This is a genomic window from Acinetobacter sp. UBA6720 (assembly GCF_002454215.1).
Taxonomy (GTDB): domain Bacteria; phylum Pseudomonadota; class Gammaproteobacteria; order Pseudomonadales; family Moraxellaceae; genus Acinetobacter.
This window is the reverse complement of sequence record NZ_DKIK01000192.1, coordinates 1-17,631: the sequence shown is the minus strand read 5'-3', so window position 1 is coordinate 17,631 and position 17,631 is coordinate 1. Positions and strand designations below refer to the sequence as shown.

The following is a 17,631-nucleotide window of genomic DNA, read 5'->3' as shown; positions in this document are numbered from 1 at the left end:
GGCTCATAACCCGAAGGTCGTTGGTTCAAAGCCAGCTCCCGCTACCAAGTTTCTAAAAGAGGCTCACAACAAGGTGGGCCTTTTTGCACAGTGGATATTGATTTTCTGTGCAATAATTGGGGCGATTACGCCCTTTTTTATTGGCTATCGTGTAGTGTCGATGTGCGCCGGATACGGTGAAAGTCAAAGTGTCATGTTCCACTACTACTATAGTTTGTATTGGTTTGTAGTGGTCAGTTTCGGCCATTGAATCGCACAAAATTGACGAGAGTAAATGAAGCTATCAAATAAAACCCAAGCACTCCAAGACTTAATTGCTCCTGCAGTGCAAGCCTGTGGTGTGGATCTTTGGGGAATTGAATTCCTTCCTCAAGGCAAACGTTCTTTATTGCGTATTTATATCGACAAAGCGGTCGATGAACATGCAGAACCTGTTATCAATGAAGATGGTGAGCTTGAACAAGGGCGCGGTATTGGTGTTCAGGACTGCGTACGCGTGACTCAACAGGTCGGTGCAATGCTCGATGTGCATGATCCAATTTCAGGTGAGTATGCGCTTGAAGTATCTTCACCAGGTTGGGATCGTCCATTTTTCCAACTTGAACAATTACCAGCATATGTTGGTCAACAAATTGCGTTCCGTTTGATCAGTGCAGTTGATAATCGTCGTAAATTCCAAGCAAAATTGGTTGCTGTAGATCTTGAAGCAGAAATGATTCAAGTTGAAGTGGAAAAGCAACAAGTACTTGAAATTGATAGTAATAATATTGATAAAGCCAATTTGGTCTATCAAGATTAATTCATTTAATAAATAAGAATCTGAACGAAATAGGTGGCTTATGGCACGTGAAATTCTTACCGTCGTTGAAACGGTTAGTAATGAAAAAGGTGTAAGTCGTGAAGCGATTTTCGAAGCCTTGGAACAAGCGCTTGTTGCTGCGACTAAAAAGAAGTTCTACGAAGGAACAAACTCTGAAGAAGCGCAGCTTCGTGTAGAGATTGATCGTAAAACGGGTGAATATAGTACTTTCCGTCAATGGACCGTAGTTGCGGATGAAGATCATGAAATGCCTGCGTGCCAAGACGCCATTTCAGATGTTGATCCAGCAAAATGGTCGATCGGTGATGTACGAGAGCTTGAAGTTGAGTCAATTGACTTCGGTCGTATTGCAGCACAAATTGCGAAACAAGTGATTGTTCAGAAAATTCGTGAAGCAGAGCGTGCGTTGATTGCGGATGCGTATGAGTCGAAAGTGGGCGAGTTGATCTACGGTGAAGTGAAAAAGCAGACCAAAGATGGCTTTATCATTGATCTTGGTGACAATGCAGAAGCGTACCTTGCACGTGAAGAAATGATTGCAAAAGAAATTTTGCGTCCAAAACAACGTGTAAATGCGATTTTGTTTAATGTGAACCGTGAAGGTCGTGGCGCACAGCTTCAGTTATCTCGTGCCAAGCCAGAAATGCTCATTGCGTTGATGAAAAAGGAAATTCCTGAAATTTCTGAAGAAATCATCGAGATTAAAGCAGCGGCGCGTCAACCGGGCGTTCGTGCTAAAATCGCTGTGAAAACCAACGATCATCGTATTGATCCGGTGGGTGCATGTATTGGTATGCGTGGTACACGTATCCAAGCAGTTCAGCAAGAGTTGAACGGTGAGCGTATTGATGTAGTGGTATGGTCTGATGATCCTGCTCAGTATATTGCGAGTGCTTTAGAGCCAGCAGATGTATCGGGTATCGTGATTGATGAAGAAGAACGTACAGCTGACATTATTTTCGCAACCAGCGATCAATTAGCGCGTGCGATCGGTTCTCAAGGTCAAAATGTTCGACTTGCATCTGAATTGACCGGTTACAAACTGAACATGATGCTTGAAGAAGAGTATCATGCTCGTCAGCAAAACGAAGCTCAACAATACCTAGACTTATTTGTATCACGTTTAGATATTGAAGAAGATTTGGCAATGGCTTTGGTTGAAATGGGCTTCACTTCTTTGGAAGAGATTGCTTATGTTCCGGCTGAAACATTTGACGAAATTGAATTAGATGCTGAAGTGGTTGAATTACTTCAAGGCCGCGCAAAAGAAGTTGCATTGGCTGATGCATTGAAACAGCAAGAAAACATCCAAGATCCAAGTGCAGAACTCGTTGCAATGGAAGGGATGACACAAGAGATTGCATATGCACTCGCAGCACGTGGTGTAATCACGATTGATGACTTGGCTGACCAAGCAACTGACGATATTTCAGATATTGAAGGTTTAGGTGCAGAGAAAGCGGGTCAACTTATTATGAAAGCGCGCGAATCATGGTTTAACTAGGAGATCATACATGACGGACAAGACGATACAAGAGTTAGCTCTCAGCGTGAACCGCCCTGTTGAGAAGCTCCTAGAGCAGGTTCGTGATGCAGGTTTACCACAGCGTAAATCGGACGATATTATCTCTACTGAACAACAAGATGCCCTCGTGCACCATTTGAAGAAAATTCATGGTCAAGACGATGGTCAGGCAGGAAAAATCACGTTGAAACGTAAAACGACCAGTACGGCTAAAGTAGCCAGTACATCAGGTAAGGCGAAAACAATTAATGTAGAAGTTCGCAAGAAGCATACATTTACTAAGCCAGATCCAGAACAAATTAAAGCAGAAGCTTTGGCGAAAGCACAAGCTGAGCAACAAGCGCGTGCAAACGTGCAAGCTATGGTTGAACCAAAAGCTGAAACGCCAGTTGTAAATAAAGCAGCTGCAAACTTTGAAGCAATGCGTGCTGCTGCTAAGCAAGAAACGACGAAGCAAGAAGTCGCAAAAGCAGCAGTTGTGGTGAAACGTAAATCAACCAATAAACCTGTGGTTAAAGCCCAAGTTAAAGTGATTGAAACACCAGAACAGAAAAAAGCGCGCGAAGCTCAGGCAGCTCAACTTAAAGCAACTGAAGAAGCAGCTCGTCGTAAAGCAGCTGAAGAAGCACAGCAACGTACACTTGAGCAAATGCGTCAAATGGCGTCTAAATACTCAAATGAAGATGCAACAGCAACGATTCGTGTCGTGGATGATTCTCCACTTGCAGCGGGTCTTGTTGGTCAAGCATATGAAGATTCATTTGCCAAAGAAGACCGCGATATCAAACGTGGTACCAATACACCAGGTGCGCGTGCACCGAAGAAAGGTGGTCGTCGTGGTGAAGAACAGTCTTTCCGTGACAACACGCATAAACGTGGTTTAAAAACCAGCCAAGCAAACAAGCATGGCTTTGAAAAACCAGTTAAAAAACAAGTTTATGATGTTGAAATTGGTGAAACAATTGTGGTTGCTGACTTGGCTGCGAAAATGGCAGTTAAAGTACGCGAAGTGATTAAGTCGCTCATGAAAATGGGTGAACTTGTAACTCAAAACCAAGCGATTGATCAAGAAATTGCAGCGTTGATCGTGGAAGAAATGGGCCATAACCCAGTTCTTGTATCGGATACCCAAGCTGAAGATAACTTACTTGAAGCAGCAGAAGAAGCACGTGGCGCTCAAACGACTCGTCCTCCTGTTGTAACTATCATGGGTCACGTTGACCATGGTAAGACATCATTGCTTGACCGTATTCGTCGTTCAAAAGTGGCAGCTGGTGAAGCGGGTGGTATCACTCAGCACATCGGTGCATATCATGTAACGACTGATAAAGGCATTATCACATTCTTAGATACTCCGGGACACGCAGCATTTACTGCAATGCGTTCACGTGGTGCGAAATCGACAGACATCGTGGTATTGGTTGTTGCGGCGGATGATGGTGTAATGCCACAAACAGCTGAAGCGATTGATCACGCACGTGCTGCTGGTACGCCAATTATTGTTGCAATCAACAAAATGGATAAAGAGTCTGCTGATCCAGACCGTGTATTGAATGAATTGACTGTGAAAGAAATCGTTCCTGAACAATGGGGTGGTGACGTTCCTGTTGCAATGGTTTCAGCACATACAGGTCAAGGTATTGATGAGCTTCTAGATATTATTTCAATCCAAGCTGAATTGCTTGAGTTGAAAGCATCTGAAGAAGGTGCTGCTCAAGGTGTCGTGATTGAAGCACGTGTAGACAACAGCCGTGGTGCGGTCACGTCTATCCTTGTTCAAAACGGTACATTGAAAGTAGGTGACCTGGTTCTTGCGGGTGCATCTTATGGTCGCGTACGTGCGATGACAGATGAAAACGGTAAACGTATTCAATCTGCAGGTCCTTCAATTCCAGTGGAAATTTTAGGTTTACCTGAAGCGCCAATGGCGGGTGACGAAGTTCTTGTTGTGAATGACGAGAAGAAAGCACGTGAAGTTGCGGATGCGCGTATGGATCGTGAACGTCAAAAACGTCTTGAGCGTCAAAGCGCAATGCGTCTTGAAAATATCATGGCGTCTATGGGCAAGAAAGATGTACCTATCGTCAATGTGGTATTGAAAACTGATGTACGTGGTACATTGGAAGCATTACACGTTGCTCTTGCTGACCTTGCAACAGACGAAGTTAAAGTCCGTGTCATTGGTTCAGGTGTTGGTGCGATCACTGAATCTGACGTGACACTAGCTGAATCTTCTGAAGCAGTTCTTCTTGGCTTTAACGTACGTGCGGATAACGCAGCACGTCAAAAAGCAGATGCTGACGGCATCGACATTCGTTACTACTCAATTATCTATCAATTGATTGATGATGTGAAAGCAGCGATGAGCGGTAAACTTGCACCAGAACACCGTGAAACCATTCTGGGTGTGGCTGAAGTACGTGAAGTGTTCCATTCAAGTAAGTTTGGTGCTGCAGCAGGCTGTATGGTACTTGAAGGTGTATTACACCGTAACAAACCAATTCGTGTCCTTCGTGATGACGTGGTTGTGTTCCAAGGTGAGCTTGAATCACTTCGTCGTTATAAAGAAGTGGTTGAAGAGGTTCGTGCTGGTATGGAATGTGGTCTTGCGGTGAAAGGTTATAAAGACATCAAAGCACTAGATAAGATTGAAGTGTACGATGTTCAATTGATCAAACGGAGTCTTTAATGGCGGGTAGTCAACGTCTTAAGCGTATGGCGGATACAGTACAACGAGAGTTGTCTGAATTGATCCGTCAAGAGCTGAAAGATCCACGCTTAGGTGGTCTTGTGACCATCTCTGCGGTGAAAGTAAGTCCAGACTTAGGTTATGCTGAAGTGTATGTGACTGTAATGGGTCGTGAGCTTGGCGATGAGCAAAGTGAGGCAGCCAATAAAGAAACCCTAGATGTGTTAAACAAAGCATCTGGTTTCTTGCGTCATGAACTCAGCCGTCGTATTAAGACACGTATTACACCGCGTTTGCGTTTCCATTACGACAAAACCAATGCATATGGTAACTATATGTTTGGTCTGATTGCAGAAGCAGTGAAGGATTTACCCGCTGACGAAGCAAAAAAAGATGATGAGTAATTCAGTTTAACTGAGCATAAAAAAGCCACCCGAGGGTGGCTTTTTTATTTGCTTCATTTACATTTACAAATTGAATGAGTCAGAAATACCGAGTGTGGCTGTGATTTCTATGTTACTGAGAAAGATCATCATTATGCTGCTTTTGGAAAGCCCTACGGCGCGTGCGTTGCCAAGGTAAGGGGCGATTTAAAGCTTCTGGTACATCACCACTGAGTGAGCGTAAACGTAAATGCAATGCTGCTTGTGCCATTAAGTTAGCAGATACTGGTGCAGTCAAAAATGCAAATAAAGTGAGCAATAGTTCAGGAAAACCAAAGCGACCTTGAAATGCAGAATAAATCATGGCAGCAATCAAAAAACTGCCCAAGCCAAGCGTACTTGATTTTGTGGGTGCGTGAAGACGCATGAATAAGTCGGGTAGGCGTACCATTCCAATCCCTCCAACCAGCATGAAGAAAGTGCCGATCATGAGAAAAATTGAAACCAGAATTTCCATTGTGAGTTGCATCGATCTTGCTCCTAGTCAATCACATGACCTGAGGTGAAGTAGCGTGCTAAAGCGGCTGTAGATACAAAGCCTAACATCGCAACCAATAGCGCACCTTCAAACAATGAGGTGCTGGCCCAGTAAATGCCTAAAATGATAATCAAACAGGTGGCATTTAAAAATAAGGTATCGAGTGCTAATAGTCGGTCCACGATGGATGGGCCAATGATTAAGCGAATCAAGCACAGCAGCATTGAGATCGTGACGGCAATTAAACAGATGCCGAGAGCATACGGTAAAATAGTCATGCATTATCTCCTGCTTGAACACCAAAAATTTGCATCAAAGGTTTTTCATAGCGCGCTTTAATATTTTGGATTTCGGCATCAGCATCATCCGTGCTGAGTGCGTGGACCAAAATATCCCCACGATCTTGGTCAATCCCTGCTGAAACGGTTCCAGGCGTTGTGGTAATAATCATTGCCAATAGTGTATTGACTTCCTCATGCTGCGTTTCAAGCGGAACACGAAACCATTTGGGTTGTAGACGATCAATCGGCCCTAGAACTTGTTTTGCCACGGTAATATTGGACATCACAATATCGTAAAGTACGACAAAAAGTAGTTTAACTGCTGATTTCCATTCAATATTTGGCGTATATGCAATGAAAGGTTTAATGAAACGTGGAATAAAGATACCGAGTAAAACTGCCATGACTAAACTCGCTGCTTCAACACTATGCGCCAGCATTAGCCAACTAAGTGCAACCACAACCGAAACAAAAGGGTGGGGTAACCAACGTTCCAAAAACGACGTTTTTTTCATGTTTAAGGCTCCACCGTAGGTTCTAGTCGTTCTGTGTTTGGTTGCTCTTCAGCCTGATGCTGCTGTTGCATTTGACGCTGTTTGTATTCAGAAATATGTTCACCTTCCAGTGTTTCTTCCGAAATTAAATATGGAATCAAATGTGCATTTGGATCCACGCGTTCGCCACCATATTTGGTTTCAGGTAAATTTTCACTATCGAACGGTTGTACGCTAATGGTTTGCCCATGCTCATCGGTTTTAAGCAAAGTTTGTTCATAGAGCGCATTATTTTGGATTTGCATAGCGGTTTGGTAAGTGTACTTCTGAATTGGACTTGCAAAGACCATATAGCCAATTAAACCGACTAATAAAAGATAAATGGTTTTGTCATTGCGTTTTGGTGCTTGCTCAGGCAAGGCTTGATAGGTGGTATAAGCAGGCTCGATAGGGTTATCTTCAGGCTTTGTTGCACGCCAGAACAGAATAAAACCCACACGAGTAAAGGCGATAATGCTGAGTAAGCTGACGACCAAAACCGTCAAAATGATCAACAACTGATAAGGTGAATTAGAGGTTGCTTGTAATATAAAAACCTTACCTAGGAAGCCACTAAATGGAGGCAAACCAGCCATCATCAAAGCAATTGTAAAGTAGGTAATAGAGAGTATCTTCTGCTGTTTCATTTGAGGTGCGATTTTAAAGTGGTCTTTAAATTCACCGCGTTGTGAAGTAATCCAACCACTTAAAATGTAAAACGCGGCTGCAATAATAGTACTGTGTACCAAATAATATAGTGCCGCTGCCCATGCCAAAGTATTGAATAGGGAAATGGCGATTAAAATCGTGCCTACAGAAGACAAAATCATAAAACCAATGAAACGACGTAAGCGTTCCGCACCCATCGCACCAATCACACCATAGACAGATGTAATCAAACCAATTGGTAATAAAATGTATTGCAGAATTTCACGGCTAATTGCATCGTCAAATACGGTGCCGTTGACACGTAAAATGGCATAAATACCGACTTTGGTCATGATGGTGAACAGAGCCGCCACAGGCGTCGTTGCCACCGCATAGGTTTTGGGTAACCAAAATCCGACAGGTAGCATGGCTGCTTTAATGCCAAAGACTGTAAACAACAATAGCCCACCTGCAACCGCGATACGATGTTGATCGGCTTCTAATACAGGCATCAAACGTGCAACATCCGCCATATTGAGGCTACCGACACTGCCGTAAATCATGCCAAGGCCAATCAGAAATAGGGCTGATGCCAACAGGTTAATGGTGACGTAGTGAATGCCCAGTTGAAAACGCGCTTTGCCTTGACCATGCAGTAACAAGACATAAGAGGCCATCAACAAAATTTCAAAGAACACGAACAGGTTAAATAAGTCGCCTGTCAGGAAAGCGCCTGTGAGACCCATCAGCAGGAAATGACACATGGCATGAAAGTAACGTCCACGCTCATCCCATTCTTTGCTGGCAAACCACATTACAGGAACTGCCAAAGCATAGGTTAAGACCAACATGAGTGCAGACAGTTGATCGAGGACCAAAACAATACCAAACGGCGCTGCCCATTCACTCAGGTTGTAAACGCTGATTTGCCCTGAGCTTGCAAAGATCAGATAGTTGACTGCGGTGAATAAACCGAGCAAACCTGAAGTATAACTGATACCCCGACGCCAAGGTTGTCGCCAGTCTTGTGCTAAAGAACCTGATCCCGGATTACCCAATAATACCAACACAAAAGCGGTAAGGGCAGGGATTAGAATACTAAAAATTGGGGTGTGTTCGGTCCAAAAGTGGATGAAGTCATTCATTATGGCTCATCCTCACGTGGGTCAATTTGTGGTATTTCTTCTTTAGAGTCAACGTGGTCGGTTCCTGTTTCATAGCGACTGCGTAAGGCCAGTTGTACAATAAAAGCAGTGGTGGCAAAGCCAATCACAATTGCGGTTAACACCAAGGCTTGCGGAAGGGGATCGGTTGCTTTGCTGGCTTCGGTGAGTACCGCAGGCGCATTGATTTGGAGTCGGCCCATAGCAAATAAAAATAAATTGACAGCATAGCCAATCATGGCCAACCCTAGTACCACAGGAAAGGTACGGGCACGTAAAATCAGATAAATACCTGTTGCAGTCAATAGACCAATAGCGGAGGCAAGTAACAATTCTAAACTAATCATATTAATCCCCCTTTGGTACGACTGGACCAGACATGCTGGAGTGACGAGAGTCACCTAAAACAGAAATGAGCAACATGGTCGCGCCTACAACCGTAATATAAACACCGACATCGAATAGTGCTGCGGTTGCAAGATGCATTTCGCCTAAAATTGGTGGCGACACATAAAAGTGTGCGCTGGTGAGGAATGGGCGTCCCCAAAACCATGCGCCTAAGCCTGTTAAGCCTGCGATAACTAAACCTGTACCAATCCAGATTTCATACAAACGACCTGATTTGGCTTTGAGCAGCTGTTCCGCATGGTCTTGACCGAGTGCCATGTACTGAATAATCAAGGCCAAAGCGGTAATTAAACCCGCGATAAACCCACCGCCCGGCAGGTTATGCCCGCGTAAGAAGATATACAGACTGACCACCAAGGCAATCGGTAAAATCCACGATGCGCTAATGCGAAGCATGAGTGGCGATGGATTGAAACGGTAGCTGAGACCTTGGGTCATGGTGGTACCGTGAGCACGCATACCATCCATTAAACACAGTGCACCGATGCCTGCAATACCGAGGACTGTAATTTCACCAAAGGTATCGAAACCACGGAAGTCAACTAAAATGACATTGACGACGTTGGTTCCACCGCCTAGTGGAATCGACTGTTGCATGAAGAACCATGAAATGGAGTTGTGATCACGGGTTAAAATGAGCCATGTAATCCATGCAATGCCAAGTCCGCCACCAATCGCAATGAGAGCATCGCGCCAACGACGTGAGACACTTGATTCATACGGTGTGAGTTGCGGTAAAAGCGATAAACTCATCAATAGCAATACGGTAGTGACCACATCGACGGTGATTTGTGTCAGAGCTAAATCTGGTGCAGAGAAGCAGACAAAAATCATGGTCACGACTAAACCAATCGCGCCACTGATCAATACCGCTTTAATGCGTTCATGGTGAAACCAAAGCATCATCCAGCATGAAGAGAATAACAGTAGCCACAGTACGATCGCTAAGGCTGGAGCATGGGCGAGTTCACGTGTACCTGTGCTAATGCCTTGGCCTAAGAATGGAATGGCTACTAAAACAATGCTAAATAGTACAATCCAGAGCAGATAGCTCTGTAATTTACCGTTTTCAGTCAATCGTTTAAATTTGCGTGAGTTGAGCAGGAGTGACTTTAGGAATAAGTCAAAAGCCACTCGACCTTGCAGACGACCTAAATATGGATCAAGATCAATTTCTCGAATTTTGCCGCCTTTCGCCAGACTGAAATAGAAAATTAGACCGCCGACCAAGGCAATAGCACTCATCAACAATGGCAGGTTAAAACCATGCCATAGGGCAAGATGTGTGCCTTCAAAATTCATCATTTGGGTACTGGCGCGTGCTGTACTGTTAACGATGTTTTCAACCATTAGGGCAGGGAATAAGCCGACTAAAATACATAGAATCGCCAGTAAAGTGGCTGGTGCACGCATGCCAAACGGTGGCTCATGTGCATCTTTGTTTGGGACTTGTTGGCCTACAGGACCATCGAAAAAAACGCCGTGAACTAAACGTACAGAGTAAGCTACCGCAAAAATCCCCGCCAGTGTCGCGACAATCGCAGAGCAGATGAGCACAGGGCCAGACAGGTTGCTGAGCAGCTCAGTAAAGAACATTTCCTTAGATAAGAAACCATTGGTCAAGGGCACGCCAGCCATCGACGCGGCAGTGACCATGATTAGCGTAGCGGTATAAGGCAACAGTTGCCATAACCCGCTAAGCTTACGCAAGTCACGTGTGCCTGACTCATGATCAATAATGCCCGCAATCATGAACAGCGCTGCTTTAAAGGTGGCATGGTTAATAATATGAAAAATCGCCGCAGCCACAGCCAATGGTGATCCAATCCCCAACAGACACATGATCAGGCCGAGGTGGCTGATGGTTGAATAGGCCAATAAACCTTTCAGGTCTTCTTTAAAGATGGCAAAAAATGCAGCCATACACAGGGTAAACAGGCCAATAAAGGTGACCAAATTATGGAACAGTGCCGCACCTGCAAAAATCGGTAACAGTCGTGCCACCAAGAAGATGCCCGCTTTGACCATGGTTGCTGAGTGTAAATAAGCAGACACGGGGGTCGGGGCTGCCATTGCGTTGGGTAACCAAAAGTGGAATGGGAATTGCGCACTTTTGGTAAAAGCACCGAGTAAAATCAGTAACAGCGTCGGAACAAATAAAGCATGACCTTGAATCTGTGTGGTCATTGTCAAGATTTGATCAATCTCGTAGGTGCCAGTGATTTGGCCGAGCAAGATGAAACCACCCAGCATGGCCAGTCCGCCCATACCCGTAATGGTCAAGGCCATTCGTGAGCCACGTTGCGCCGCGTCGTAATTGCTCCAATAACCGACCAACAGAAAAGAGGAGATACTGGTCAGTTCCCAAAAAACGAGGAGTAAAATTAAATTATTGGAGAGTGAAATTCCAAGCATGGCTGCCATGAACAACATGAGCAGTAGATAGAGTTTATTGAGAGAATTTTTGGGGCCTAAATAAAAATAGGCATAAATATAAATGAGGGTTCCGATGCCGCTGATGAGTAAGGCAAAGAGGAGGCCTAAAGCGTCTAGACGGAAACTGAAGTTAATGCCAAGCTGCGGCAACCACGACCACGACTGCGTAATGACAGCGCCATTAAACACGTCTCGTGCTTGGGTCAGTAATAAGCCTAAACTTGTCATACTGACCCCAACAGCTGCGAAGGCGGTTAGCCTACGTGAGCTCTGCTTCAGTAATGAGACAAGGGTTGTGCCAAGTATTAACGGTAACAATATAATAATCGGTAGCACACTCGTTTCCATTGTCGTGAATAGGTCAAAACCTATTGGTGAATCTCATCTTTCAAGGATTACAGGACTGCAAAGAGCAGCCCAAGAGTTTCAATCTTGAAAGCCAATGTGAAATTTAAAAATAATGAAGTTGTGTTGCGCAACTCATGAAGCGTTATAGCAAAATCCGATTTCAGTTAGAAATTTGCAAGTAAAACCGATCATATAACATGACTAAAACAACATCAATCTTTTTTGCGCTGACGCAAAACATTATACGCATGATGGTCGTTTCTTGGTGGCTAGGAGGTACTTTCTCAGTGCAAGAAATGTAAAAAAGCGACCATTGGTTGCCTGTTTTTAGAGTTGAAATGGTGATACTGATGAAGCCGGCTAAGATAATGGATTAGTAGATGAGGCATCATCTTCAGCACTGAGTAAAGCAATCAAATGCTGTTGCTGTTCGAGAGAGAGTTGCTGCTGTATTTGTGTGAATAATTCAGCCACATTTAAATCTTGAGGTTCAGCCGCAATCGGTTCGATGGTTCGATTGGTCGCTTCATGATTGGCAAGGTTTTGGTAAATGGCATCGAACTGATGTTGCAGTGCATCGAGCTGGATCGGACTTAATTGTTTATTTTCCAATTTGAGGCACTGAAACTCGTTGGCTTGTTCCAGCAGCTCACTTCGGTTACCTGAAGCGATAATTTGCAGTCGAGGAAAAGCCTGATTTAAACGTTTTAAAATGACTTGTGTCATATTTTGATCCAGTTGATGATCAATCGCATCAATCAACAGCACACCGTCACCTTCTAAACAAGGGAACAGGCTTTCAGGGTTGAGTAAGCATAAACGTCGCACGATATCGCCAACGAGCGCCACCCAGTTGCGAATACTATTGGAAAGCTGTTGATAGAGCATGCTGTTGCCCTGATAGCGCACCATCAGTTGTAATTTGGGATGATATTGCAGATACATATCTTCAATCTCAGGCAGCACGGTTGCTAACGCCTGCTTGAGCGCTTGTAGGCTGGGTGACTGGATGTGTGCTTGAGCCTGAGCTAGTTGATAGTTTAAGGGAATATCTGGTGGCATATTTTTGGGCTGATGCAATATCGTTTGTAAAAACTGTGCGGTTTGTGCATTTTCAATATCGCTGATTTCACGAAACCACTCAAAGAAGCGCGCAAAGGTGGTATAGGGAATAGCTGAAATTTCATAGGCATGTGCATGTTGGAAAATCAAGGGATTGTTTTTGCTGAGAATATTCATCTCATTGACAAAACGTTCCGCAGGATAATACGCAATCAACGGCAAACCTTGCAGCGGATCTTGTAGCGTTGCCTGCTGATATAGATTGACCAGTTGTTCGAGTTCCAAGGTTTCCACTCGACTGATGCCAATGCCTTGTTGGTTTAAGGTTTTGTAGAGTTGCCATGTATAGGGTTCGGGCGTAGCATCGGCTACCGTAGGTTTGAGAGCATACAGCTCCGCGGGTACAGCAACTTGAATATCAATTTTGGACTGTAGGCGGTTCAGCATAATATCGTGATCTAACATCACCACACCCGCAGAGCGTAAATCTTTATAGCGGGCTGCAAACCAAGTCAGAGCCTGATAGCTAAAACGTAAGATCGAGGTCTTGCCTGAGGCTTGATCACCTAAAATTAAAGTGACAGGTTTGTCGTGATAAGAAAAATCGACTTTGAGGTCAGCAAAATGCAGGATGTGTTTCAGGTGAATGGATTGAATTTTCATAGAACACCCGCAGACGTGGTTGCTATTTTTACATTCGATTATCCAGCCACTTTACGCAATGAGCTTGGCATCTGTTTTTTGAGCTGTTGCATCAGGTCGTAAATGTGATGAATATTTAGACTTACTTTAGCACGAGTACAAGCCACGTAAAGCAGTCTTAACTCTTCATCACTAATTTTATGGTCTTTGTCGTTGACCTTAAATTGGTAATCATCTTCGATGTGAACGCGGTTCCACTCTAAGCCTTTGGCTTTGTGGGCGGTGGAAATAATATAATCCGCTTGTTCAATCGGCGTAATCTTCGCGAGGGCTTTTTTGAGTGGATCGGTGCCATGATCATCTACTAATTTCACTAAAGGCTTGATGTCACTGCCGTCATTGGTTTCGCAGTATTCATGTACATCGTGCCAAGAATTAAACCACGCCAGTTCAGGCACATCGGTGACGCGCTTACCTTGTTTCAGCATCGCTGCGGCATCGACAAAGCGGTTCAGTTTGACATGGTCGGCTTGTAGGCTGACTTTATCGCCATGAACCAATCCTGAGAGTAACAGTTCCATAGCGCGGGCATTGGTGCGACATAAAATCGCATCGCGCATTTTGGTATGGGGTTTGTTGACCACTTTAGAGTTGAGCTGAGGGTTGCCCATGAGCGGTACAGTTTCATTCAGGGCACCTAAAATAGCATTGGCATGTAATGCAATCTCTTCACCAAAACGGAACGAGGTGGTGAGGCGCGATTCAGGCAAAGGCAGTTGTTGCATGGCATTGACTGCGCCACGCCATGCATAAATTTGTTGGTGGGCATCACCGACATAAATCACTTGCGTATTGCGCTGTTTCAGTAAGATGCCCAACATTAGCGGATCGGCATCTTGGGCTTCATCAAATAACACATAGTCACTTGGGATATTCGGTTCAGACAGTGCCCACAGTTTTAAATAAATGTCGTGACCAATCCCCGCTTGATGATGAGGGTCGATGGATTCTAACCAACGACGTTCAATGGCAGGGTAGAGGTGCTTTTGTAGTGAGTCGATGTCATCGGGATGCAACCAGCTCGGTGCTTGTAAATGACGCGGTGCTGGGTACTGAGAACTGGTTGAACAAAAGTGACTCACGGCATTGGCCACAAGGCTGGCCAAACGGGATGGCATCAACACATATTTTTCATAACGTCCGCCCATCATCCGTCTTAAGGTAATCGGTTCAAGACGGTATTCTTTTGCGATAAAACTCGGACTTAAGCGAGGTAGACGAAGTTTGTCGGTCACTCCACGTGGAACACTGCGAAAAGCAAGCGAGTGGAAAGTTCGGCAGTCGACATTGCCATGAAACTTCGTTTGCGCTTCGCTGGCAATGGCTTTGTTGAATGCCAAATACATGCCACGTCTTTGTGGCATGGCATCGCTAATCATTTGCAGGGTAGTGGTTTTACCTGTGCCTGCATAGGCAATCACTTTAAACGATTTGCCCAGACGTGCGTTATCAATGGCAATGGCTTGCTCATAAGTCGCGCTCGGTTTGATGATATTCGACACAGGCAATAAACTTAGTGGTTACGGTTGGCTTTTTCAAGCAAACCAGAAAGCCCTTGACGACGTGCCAATTCATTGAGAACCACTTGAGGGTCTAAGTCGAAATAACCTAAAACCACAATCGTATGGAACCAAAGGTCTGCCACCTCATAGATCAAATCATTTTTATGATCTTCATTGGCTTCAGACTTAAAATCTTTCGCGGCAATTACTGTCTCAATGGCTTCTTCACCAACTTTTTCTAAAATTTTGTTGAGACCTTTGTGGTACAGCTTTGCCACATAAGACGAATCTGGATCTGCTGCTTTACGCTCAGCCATCATTTGACCGAGGTAGGACAAAACTTCAACTTGCTCAGACTGCGCCGTTGAGGCATTCATTGCCAATGTATGTGGGTTGGTCGATTTTCCACCATAAATCGCGTTCGGGTCTTTGAGCTGTGCATCCACAATTTCCCAGCCATTTGGCGTGAGTTTACGGTAGAAGCATGATTCGCGACCTGTGTGACAGGCAATCCCGCCGTGCTGTTCAATTTGTAGCACGATTACATCGGCATCGCAGTCGAGACGAATTTCATGTACGGTCTGAAAATGCCCAGATTCTTCGCCTTTGTGCCATAACTTGTTGCGCGAACGAGAGAAATACACAGCTTGGTTTTTCTCGGCTGTCAAAGCCAAAGCTTCACGGTTCATCCATGCCACCATCAGAACACGCCCTGTTTGGTGATGCTGTGCAATGGCAGGGACTAAACCTTGTTCGTTAAATTTTACTTCATCGAGCCATTGCAAATTGTTCATAAGATTTCACCAAGCGAATAAATATTGAGAGTGTTACGATGTCAACGTAGCGCGCTATAGTCTACGTGATTTAAACAGAATAGAGGAGAAACTTTCTACAGTTATCTCACCGTGGCTTAATTGATGTATTTTAGAAATTCATCTATCCGTCACCCATCCAAAGCGGATGACGATGATTGTCGTTGCATTCTACATCGAATGATTGTTTTGTTTTGCAATATCCTGATAGTTCATTTGACTGAACATGCCTAATTTTAAACCTGAAATCGTCACTGCCATTTCTTTACGGAAATAGGGGATTCGATACATCCAAGCAAAGCTTAAATCACGTAAACCCCCTGTCCACCATAGCTCAGACTGGTAAAGGGGTGTGAGTAAACGACTTAAAAATTGATAGAATGCCGTCGAACTTTGACGGTGTTGATGATACGTTTGCCAGAGTTGAACATAATCAATGTTCTCATTTTTCCTTGCGCTTTGAAATGCTTGCCCCAAAGCCCATGCATCTAAAAGGGCCATATTTGCACCTTGTCCAAGTTGTGGACTCATCGCATGTGCGGCATCACCCATGACACCAATACGACCCTCACCAAACTTAGACAGTACCACATCACGATAATTTGCAGTTAGCCATTGCGATTTTTGCTCAGGCTGGGCAATGACTTGTTCTAACCAATCCGCAGCAGGTTTCCAACGCTTAGACACTTGGTTTAACCAGTCGGAATGCGCTTGTGAGTTGTGTAGAAAATTATTCAGTTGATGGCTTGGAAGACTCCAAAACACACTCGACAGTCTTTGCTTGGGTTCATGTGGCACTGTGCCTGTTGGTAAGATTCCCAGCATCATTTTAGAGCGGTCATGAAACTGATGTAAAATTTCAGTATCTAATTCAAGGCATTCAGGAACAATCGTCCATTTGGCTCCCCAAGGATAAGCTTGATCAACCTTTACCCATTTTTTGGGTCTTAAAAGGCTACGTGCGCCATTGGCGATGATTACAGCATCAAAAGCTTGATCAAATGCTTCGCCATCTTTTGTACCCAAAACTTGGATATGATTTATTTTTTCTTCTAATGTTTGAATGTCGGTATTCATCTGCCAAGTAATGAATTCAGAATATTCACAGCATTTATTTTCTAAAACATGGCATAACGTTGCTCGGTGGATACCGACGCCATAAAAATCAGAATGCGCTTGTTGATAATGACTATTGACCAGTAAAGTTCCACTCGGTAACTGACCTTTGAGTCCTGTGACTTTTGCACCCAGTCTTAAAACTTCATCTAAGAGACCTAAATGCTCAAAAACAGCTAAACCAGAGGGCTGGAGTAACAGTCCTGCGCCGACAGGTTCAAGTTCTGAGGCTTTTTCTAAAATACTGACTTGAATATTTTGCCGAGCCAGTAGAATCGCAGTGGCTAATCCTGCGGTTCCTGCACCGATGATGGCGAAGTGGGGGGAGTGATTAGAAATCATAGATCGAATGATTTAACCATTGTCTAAAAATGAGTTCATAACGAATATCATCAGATTTTTTTTAATTGGTCGATATTGATTTGAATGCAATCCTCTAACGAGCTTGCAATAACATTTCTTCTGCACGATTCGTTTTTTAATTCAATGGCTTGATCATACTTTTCTTGTTCACTTAAAATTATTGTTAGCATAAAAAAAATGTAATCTCGATTTTTCTTTATTTGGTCAGATTAAACAAGATTACATTAATGCGCAAATTTTGTTTATAAATCTTGTATGACCTGTGCAAAATGCTGTTTTTCCACCATTTCCAAGAACTCATC

General features: G+C 44.1%; 15 protein-coding genes. 5 read left to right on the top strand and 10 right to left on the bottom strand.

All coding sequences use genetic code 11. The features are described from left to right. The 5 genes from B4F08_RS16330 to B4F08_RS16310 form a co-directional block, all read left to right on the top strand. On the top strand, positions 1 to 250 hold a 250-nt coding region (locus B4F08_RS16330), incomplete at its 5' end, for a hypothetical protein (protein ID WP_291375375.1). Between the two features lie 24 nt (positions 251 to 274). Further along, positions 275 to 799 carry a ribosome maturation factor RimP gene (gene rimP, locus B4F08_RS16325; protein WP_086209693.1) on the top strand — a complete coding sequence of 175 codons (525 nt, stop codon included), beginning with the start codon at positions 275 to 277 and terminating at the stop codon, positions 797 to 799. Between the two features lie 40 nt (positions 800 to 839). Continuing rightward, positions 840 to 2,324 (top strand): transcription termination factor NusA, encoded by a 1,485-nt coding sequence (gene nusA, locus B4F08_RS16320; RefSeq protein WP_086209692.1) that lies wholly within the window; start codon positions 840 to 842, stop codon positions 2,322 to 2,324. Between the two features lie 10 nt (positions 2,325 to 2,334). After that, positions 2,335 to 5,034 carry a translation initiation factor IF-2 gene (infB, locus tag B4F08_RS16315; protein WP_086209691.1) on the top strand — a complete coding sequence of 900 codons (2,700 nt, stop codon included), beginning with the start codon at positions 2,335 to 2,337 and terminating at the stop codon, positions 5,032 to 5,034. Next, positions 5,034 to 5,438 carry a ribosome-binding factor A gene (locus B4F08_RS16310; protein WP_086209690.1) on the top strand — a complete coding sequence of 135 codons (405 nt, stop codon included), beginning with the start codon at positions 5,034 to 5,036 and terminating at the stop codon, positions 5,436 to 5,438. The genes infB and B4F08_RS16310 overlap by 1 nt, the downstream gene beginning before the upstream one ends. 112 nt (positions 5,439 to 5,550) lie before the next feature. Here B4F08_RS16310 and B4F08_RS16305 read toward each other — a convergent pair whose 3' ends face one another. The 10 genes from B4F08_RS16305 to B4F08_RS16260 form a co-directional block, all read right to left on the bottom strand. Continuing rightward, complete coding sequence (locus B4F08_RS16305) at positions 5,551 to 5,946, bottom strand: Na+/H+ antiporter subunit G (protein ID WP_086209689.1); 396 nt, start codon at positions 5,944 to 5,946, stop codon at positions 5,551 to 5,553. 11 nt (positions 5,947 to 5,957) lie between these two features. Beyond that, the gene (locus B4F08_RS16300; protein WP_086209688.1) at positions 5,958 to 6,233 is read right to left on the bottom strand and encodes a monovalent cation/H+ antiporter subunit F; all 276 of its coding nucleotides are present in this window, start codon (positions 6,231 to 6,233) and stop codon (positions 5,958 to 5,960) included. Beyond that, the gene (locus tag B4F08_RS16295; RefSeq protein WP_291375372.1) at positions 6,230 to 6,751 is read right to left on the bottom strand and encodes a Na+/H+ antiporter subunit E; all 522 of its coding nucleotides are present in this window, start codon (positions 6,749 to 6,751) and stop codon (positions 6,230 to 6,232) included. The genes B4F08_RS16300 and B4F08_RS16295 overlap by 4 nt, the downstream gene beginning before the upstream one ends. 2 nt (positions 6,752 to 6,753) lie before the next feature. Then, on the bottom strand, positions 6,754 to 8,562 hold the full coding sequence (locus B4F08_RS16290) for a monovalent cation/H+ antiporter subunit D (RefSeq protein ID WP_291375371.1): 1,809 nt from the start codon (positions 8,560 to 8,562) through the stop codon (positions 6,754 to 6,756). Beyond that, a complete protein-coding gene (locus B4F08_RS16285) occupies positions 8,562 to 8,927 on the bottom strand; it encodes a Na+/H+ antiporter subunit C (protein ID WP_086209685.1) in 366 nt (121 codons plus the stop codon). Before B4F08_RS16285 ends, B4F08_RS16290 begins: the two co-directional genes overlap by 1 nt. 1 nt (position 8,928) lies before the next feature. Then, positions 8,929 to 11,772 (bottom strand): monovalent cation/H+ antiporter subunit A, encoded by a 2,844-nt coding sequence (locus B4F08_RS16280; RefSeq protein WP_291375370.1) that lies wholly within the window; start codon positions 11,770 to 11,772, stop codon positions 8,929 to 8,931. A 360-nt stretch (positions 11,773 to 12,132) separates the two neighbouring features. Then, positions 12,133 to 13,497 (bottom strand): ATP-binding protein, encoded by a 1,365-nt coding sequence (locus B4F08_RS16275; RefSeq protein ID WP_291375368.1) that lies wholly within the window; start codon positions 13,495 to 13,497, stop codon positions 12,133 to 12,135. A 38-nt stretch (positions 13,498 to 13,535) separates the two neighbouring features. Continuing rightward, on the bottom strand, positions 13,536 to 15,038 hold the full coding sequence (locus B4F08_RS16270; protein ID WP_086209811.1) for an AAA family ATPase: 1,503 nt from the start codon (positions 15,036 to 15,038) through the stop codon (positions 13,536 to 13,538). Positions 15,039 to 15,049: 11 nt separating this feature from the next. Continuing rightward, the gene (gene hisIE, locus B4F08_RS16265; RefSeq protein ID WP_291375366.1) at positions 15,050 to 15,832 is read right to left on the bottom strand and encodes a bifunctional phosphoribosyl-AMP cyclohydrolase/phosphoribosyl-ATP diphosphatase HisIE; all 783 of its coding nucleotides are present in this window, start codon (positions 15,830 to 15,832) and stop codon (positions 15,050 to 15,052) included. A 189-nt stretch (positions 15,833 to 16,021) separates the two neighbouring features. Then, positions 16,022 to 17,308, bottom strand: coding sequence for an FAD-dependent oxidoreductase (locus B4F08_RS16260; protein ID WP_291375364.1), 1,287 nt, complete (start codon positions 17,306 to 17,308; stop codon positions 16,022 to 16,024). Between the last annotated feature and the right edge of the window lie 323 nt (positions 17,309 to 17,631).

What these genes read in the sequence shown, in the direction of transcription:
- rimP (WP_086209693.1), top strand. Translation starts at nt 275, where the DNA reads ATGAAGCTATCAAATAAAACCCAAGCACTCCAAGACTTAATTGCTCCT.
- nusA (WP_086209692.1), top strand. Translation starts at nt 840, where the DNA reads ATGGCACGTGAAATTCTTACCGTCGTTGAAACGGTTAGTAATGAAAAA.
- infB (WP_086209691.1), top strand. Translation starts at nt 2,335, where the DNA reads ATGACGGACAAGACGATACAAGAGTTAGCTCTCAGCGTGAACCGCCCT.
- B4F08_RS16310 (WP_086209690.1), top strand. Translation starts at nt 5,034, where the DNA reads ATGGCGGGTAGTCAACGTCTTAAGCGTATGGCGGATACAGTACAACGA.
- B4F08_RS16305 (WP_086209689.1), bottom strand. Translation starts at nt 5,946, where the DNA reads ATGCAACTCACAATGGAAATTCTGGTTTCAATTTTTCTCATGATCGGC.
- B4F08_RS16300 (WP_086209688.1), bottom strand. Translation starts at nt 6,233, where the DNA reads ATGACTATTTTACCGTATGCTCTCGGCATCTGTTTAATTGCCGTCACG.
- B4F08_RS16295 (WP_291375372.1), bottom strand. Translation starts at nt 6,751, where the DNA reads ATGAAAAAAACGTCGTTTTTGGAACGTTGGTTACCCCACCCTTTTGTT.
- B4F08_RS16290 (WP_291375371.1), bottom strand. Translation starts at nt 8,562, where the DNA reads ATGAATGACTTCATCCACTTTTGGACCGAACACACCCCAATTTTTAGT.
- B4F08_RS16285 (WP_086209685.1), bottom strand. Translation starts at nt 8,927, where the DNA reads ATGATTAGTTTAGAATTGTTACTTGCCTCCGCTATTGGTCTATTGACT.
- B4F08_RS16280 (WP_291375370.1), bottom strand. Translation starts at nt 11,772, where the DNA reads ATGGAAACGAGTGTGCTACCGATTATTATATTGTTACCGTTAATACTT.
- B4F08_RS16275 (WP_291375368.1), bottom strand. Translation starts at nt 13,497, where the DNA reads ATGAAAATTCAATCCATTCACCTGAAACACATCCTGCATTTTGCTGAC.
- hisIE (WP_291375366.1), bottom strand. Translation starts at nt 15,832, where the DNA reads ATGAACAATTTGCAATGGCTCGATGAAGTAAAATTTAACGAACAAGGT.
- B4F08_RS16260 (WP_291375364.1), bottom strand. Translation starts at nt 17,308, where the DNA reads ATGATTTCTAATCACTCCCCCCACTTCGCCATCATCGGTGCAGGAACC.